Source organism: Paracoccus versutus, assembly GCF_000763885.1.
In the GTDB taxonomy this organism is placed as follows: Bacteria; Pseudomonadota; Alphaproteobacteria; order Rhodobacterales; family Rhodobacteraceae; genus Paracoccus; species Paracoccus versutus.
The window spans coordinates 1-3,928 of the sequence record NZ_JRKO01000122.1 but is presented as its reverse complement, the minus strand read 5'-3'; the positions used below and the strand labels follow the sequence as shown (position 1 = coordinate 3,928).

4 protein-coding genes are annotated in these 3,928 nt (G+C 68.7%); all 4 read left to right on the top strand.

From position 1 onward, the window contains the following. The first annotated feature begins 171 nt into the window (after window positions 1-171). Window positions 172-1,005, top strand: coding sequence for a thioesterase family protein (locus tag IT40_RS25940; RefSeq protein ID WP_036761335.1), 834 nt, complete (start codon window positions 172-174; stop codon window positions 1,003-1,005). 79 nt (window positions 1,006-1,084) lie between these two features. After that, complete coding sequence (locus IT40_RS25935; RefSeq protein ID WP_036761333.1) at window positions 1,085-1,339, top strand: type 2 periplasmic-binding domain-containing protein; 255 nt, start codon at window positions 1,085-1,087, stop codon at window positions 1,337-1,339. Between the two features lie 364 nt (window positions 1,340-1,703). Then, window positions 1,704-2,534 carry an oxidoreductase gene (locus tag IT40_RS25930; protein WP_036761332.1) on the top strand — a complete coding sequence of 277 codons (831 nt, stop codon included), beginning with the start codon at window positions 1,704-1,706 and terminating at the stop codon, window positions 2,532-2,534. A 36-nt stretch (window positions 2,535-2,570) separates the two neighbouring features. Then, on the top strand, window positions 2,571-3,587 hold the full coding sequence (locus IT40_RS25925) for a TRAP transporter substrate-binding protein (RefSeq protein WP_084197485.1): 1,017 nt from the start codon (window positions 2,571-2,573) through the stop codon (window positions 3,585-3,587). Window positions 3,588-3,928: the final 341 nt, after the last annotated feature.

The following is a 3,928-nucleotide window of genomic DNA, read 5'->3' as shown; positions in this document are numbered from 1 at the left end:
ATGTCTGGGCCCATCTCATCGCCATCGCCATCATGCTCGCCTTCCCGGCCATGGTCATGTGGCTGCCGAACCACATGTGACGAGGGGCCGAAACCGAAACCGCGGGCGCCCCGGCATGCCGGGGCGCGCGCGCACTGCCCGAGAACCAAGGAAAGGCTGGGAAGCACCGGCATGGATGACAACACCGACCCGGCCGCATTCGCCGTCCCGACATTGCAGACCCGCGTCGAAAGCTGGGAATGCGACTTCAACGACCACTGGAACGCCCGCTACTATTCCCGCAGCTTCCAGATGGCGGCCGAGACCGTCGCGGCGCTGGCCGGCGGCGAAAATCCCGGCATGGCGGCCATCGCCCTGCGCGTGATCCGCTTTCACCGGGAACTTCGCGCCGGCGCCGCGGTCGAAATCCGCTCGCTGCGGGTGGCGGATGGCCCCCATGCCGGTGCCGCGGTCCATCTGCTGTCCAGCGCCGGCGCGCTTTCGGCCACCGCCTTCGACCTGCCCGGCACCGGCGCAAGCCGCCTGCCGGCCATCCGGTCCGGCCTGCTGGCCACGGCCCTGCCGCGCGGCGACATCCTGGCCAAGCTGGCGGCGACGAGCCGGCCGGGCGACCACCTGACCATGTCCGGCCCGGTGCGTCCCGACGACCTGGACCACAGGGGCGCGCTGCTTTACGAAACCATCATCCGGCGGGTCGGCCACGGCATGTATGACCGGCTGGCCCTTGCCGGCCTGACGCCGGAGTTCACCCGCGACACCGGGATCGGCCGGATGGCGGCGCAAAGCTCGGTCCGGCCCGTCCACCGGCCCTGCCCGCCCGGAACCGTCCTGCGCGTCCGCTCGCGCATCTCGCAGGTGGGCGCAAAGATCTTCTCCACATGGCATTGCCTGGAAGCCGCGGATGGCACGGCGCTGGCCCATGTCGCGCATGACATGCTTGCCGTCGACCTGGAGCGGCGCCGCGCCGTCACCCCGCCCGCCTTCCTGCAGGATGCGGTCGGCTGAGAAGGCGGCCACCACAGGCCCAGATTACCGGCCCGGCCACGCGCCTCGCCCGCCTTTCGGCCCTTCGCAACCGGGTCGCATGGGGCGCAGCGGCGGGGTGGCGACCAGCCTGGTGCAGGCCGGGCTGGGCATGACCATCCAGCCCGAATGCCTGATCTATCGCGACAGGCTTGGCGAGGTCGCGGTCGTGCGGGGGGACGAGCCCTGGGCCAAGCGCCAGATCCTGATCGCCACCGCACAGGGCAGGGTGCCGGGGCGCGCGGCCTCGGTGCTGACGGCGCAGCTTCTGGCCCCCCGCCTCGGCCTGATCGCGGCCCCCAGGTTTTCCCGATAGCCTGCATCGCTTCGGCCTGCCGAGATTGTTCTGGCCTACAGCGCGGCATTTCCACGAAAATCGGTGGCGATACCAGACGCAGGGGCGGGACCGACCCCTGCGCATGAAAATCGCGACGATCCGCGAAGCGGGAGGAAACGACATGAAACCGAACAGCCTGGCGCTGGCCGCCGCTTCCTGCTTCCGACCCCGGCGGCAGAGGGCAAGCCGTCGTGCCGGCTAGGTTTCCTCACCCGCAAATTTGCAAGAACAGATTCTGCACAGCAAAATTAACTATTGATTTGCGAAACGATTCTGCTAATCAATCTGTCCAGGGACGCAAGCCGGCTGGAAACGCATCGGCACGCCTCGGGGGAGGGATGAAATGAAAACCTGGCTGATCACCGGCGCCGACAAGGGGCTGGGCCATTCGCTGGCACAGTCCGCGCTGGCGCAGGGCGACAATGTCGTCGTCACCGTCCTGGCCGCAGACGGCCAGAGCCCGCTGGCCCAGGCATTCCCGGACCGCTGTCGGTCCTTTCACCTGAACGCCGCCGACCATGCCCGCTTTCCCGCCGTCGTCGCCAAGGCCGAGGCGGCCTTCGGCGGCATCGACGTGCTGGTGAACAATGCCGGCTACGGCCTGGCCTCGACCGCCGAGGAAACCCCGGCCGAGAAATACCGCCCGCTCTTCGACGTGGACTTCTTCGGCACCACCGAGATGGTGCGCGCCGTGCTGCCCGGCATGCGCAAGCGCCGGCGCGGCCATGTCATCAACTTCTCCTCGATGGTCGGCTTCGCGGCCGCGCCGGGCTTCTCGTTCTACAGCGCGGCGAAATTCGCGGTCGAGGGCTATTCCGAGGCGCTGGCCAAGGAGGTGGCGCCCTTGGGCATCAAGGTGACGATCGTCGAGCCGGGCGGCTTTCGCAGCGATTTCGCCGGACCGTCGCTGGATACCAGCTTCTCGCAGATCGAGGATTACGCCGAGCTGGGCGCGGCGCTGCGCGGCTATACCGCGGCGCGGCACGGCAAGCAGCCCAACGATCCGGCGCTGCTTGGCCCCGCGCTCTGCCGCATCGCCGCCGAGGCCGAGCCGCCCCTGCGCCTGCCGCTGGGCCGGGACGCGCTCGACTACATCCGCGCCGACATCGCCCAGGTCCTGGCCGAGCTGGAGCGCTGGGAAGACATCGCAGGCTCAACAACCAGAGAGCCCTGAAAAGGGGCCGCATCGCGACAACAATGGGAGGTCGTCATGTCGCACAAGTGTTTCGGTTTCATGGTCGCAGCCATGATGTCGGTGTCCGCACCGGCCATGGCGCAGGAAACCACCTTCAAGTTCGCGCATTTCCTGCCCGCCAGCCATCTGATGTGGGAGGAAGGCGGCAGGATCTTTACCGATGCGGTGGTCGAGGCAAGCGGCGGGACGGTGAAATGGAACGTCTATCCCGCCGCCCAGCTGGGCAAGGATTCGCTGGCGGTGCTCAGCTCGAACCTGGCCGATGTCTCGCTGATCGCGCCCTCCTATGCGCAGGAGAAGTTCCCGCTGAGCGCGGTGGTCGAGCTTCCCGGCGGCTATTCCACCTCTTGCGAGGGCACCGCGAAATTCTGGCACCTGAGCCAGCCCGGCGGCTTCCTGGCACAGGAAGAGTTCGACGCGCTCGACATCCATCCGCTGTTCGTGCTGACGCTGTCGCCCTACAAGGTCATGACCTCGCAAAAGCAGGTCGAGCGGCTGGAAGACATGGCCGGCCTCAAGCTGCGCGTGACCGGCGAGGCCATGGACAAGACCGTGCGCGCCCTAGGCGGCGTGCCCGTCCGCATCCAGTCCAGCGAGATGTATGATTCGATCAGCCGCGGCACGGTCGACGGCGCGCTTTACCCCTTTGGCGGCGTCACGCCCTACAAGCTGGAAGAGGTGCTGCACAACGCCGTCGGCGGCCCCCGGCTGGGCTCGGGCATCGTGATCTACGCGATGAGCAAGAAGGGCTGGGACCGGCTGCCCGAGGACATGAAGGCCATCTTCACCGAGGCGGCCGCCATGGCCCAGGAGGCGGCCTGCGCGGCGCAGGATCGCGAGGACAGCCAGATCCGCGACCAGATCGTCGCCGATGCCGGCTTCAAGGCGGTGGACCTGCCCGCCGAGGAAAGCGCCCGCTGGGACGCGGCGCTGGAGCCGGTCGTCCAGGACTGGGCGGCGCGGATGGACGCGCAGGGCAAGAAAGGCTCGCAGGCGCTGGAAGCCTATCGCGCCGCAAGCCCCGAATTCTGAAAACCGCGGTCCCCCCGGCCCTTCAGGGCCCAGGGGGACCGCATGGCCAGGCCTGCCTGTCCCGGACGCTTCCCCGCCGCGGGGAATGACGGGGGCAGGCAAAGCGCCCGGCCCGCCGCAGGACGGCACCCGTCCGGCCTTCCCCACGGGATCGCCGCGGGTCGCTTGCCAGCACAGCCCATCTTTCGAAATCCCGCAACCGGCCGCACCTGCGGTGCGGCGCGATGCATCACCAGGCTCAGGGAGGAGCACCATGAAGAAGACCCATATCGGCGGGCTTGGCCTCGCCGCGCTGGCGGCCGGGCTTGCCGCCCTGCCCGCCGCCGCGCAGACGCTGGAGG

Coding starts and splice junctions, on each gene's coding strand:
- IT40_RS25940 (WP_036761335.1), top strand. CDS start 172: ATGGATGACAACACCGACCCGGCCGCATTCGCCGTCCCGACATTGCAG.
- IT40_RS25935 (WP_036761333.1), top strand. CDS start 1,085: ATGGGGCGCAGCGGCGGGGTGGCGACCAGCCTGGTGCAGGCCGGGCTG.
- IT40_RS25930 (WP_036761332.1), top strand. CDS start 1,704: ATGAAAACCTGGCTGATCACCGGCGCCGACAAGGGGCTGGGCCATTCG.
- IT40_RS25925 (WP_084197485.1), top strand. CDS start 2,571: ATGTCGCACAAGTGTTTCGGTTTCATGGTCGCAGCCATGATGTCGGTG.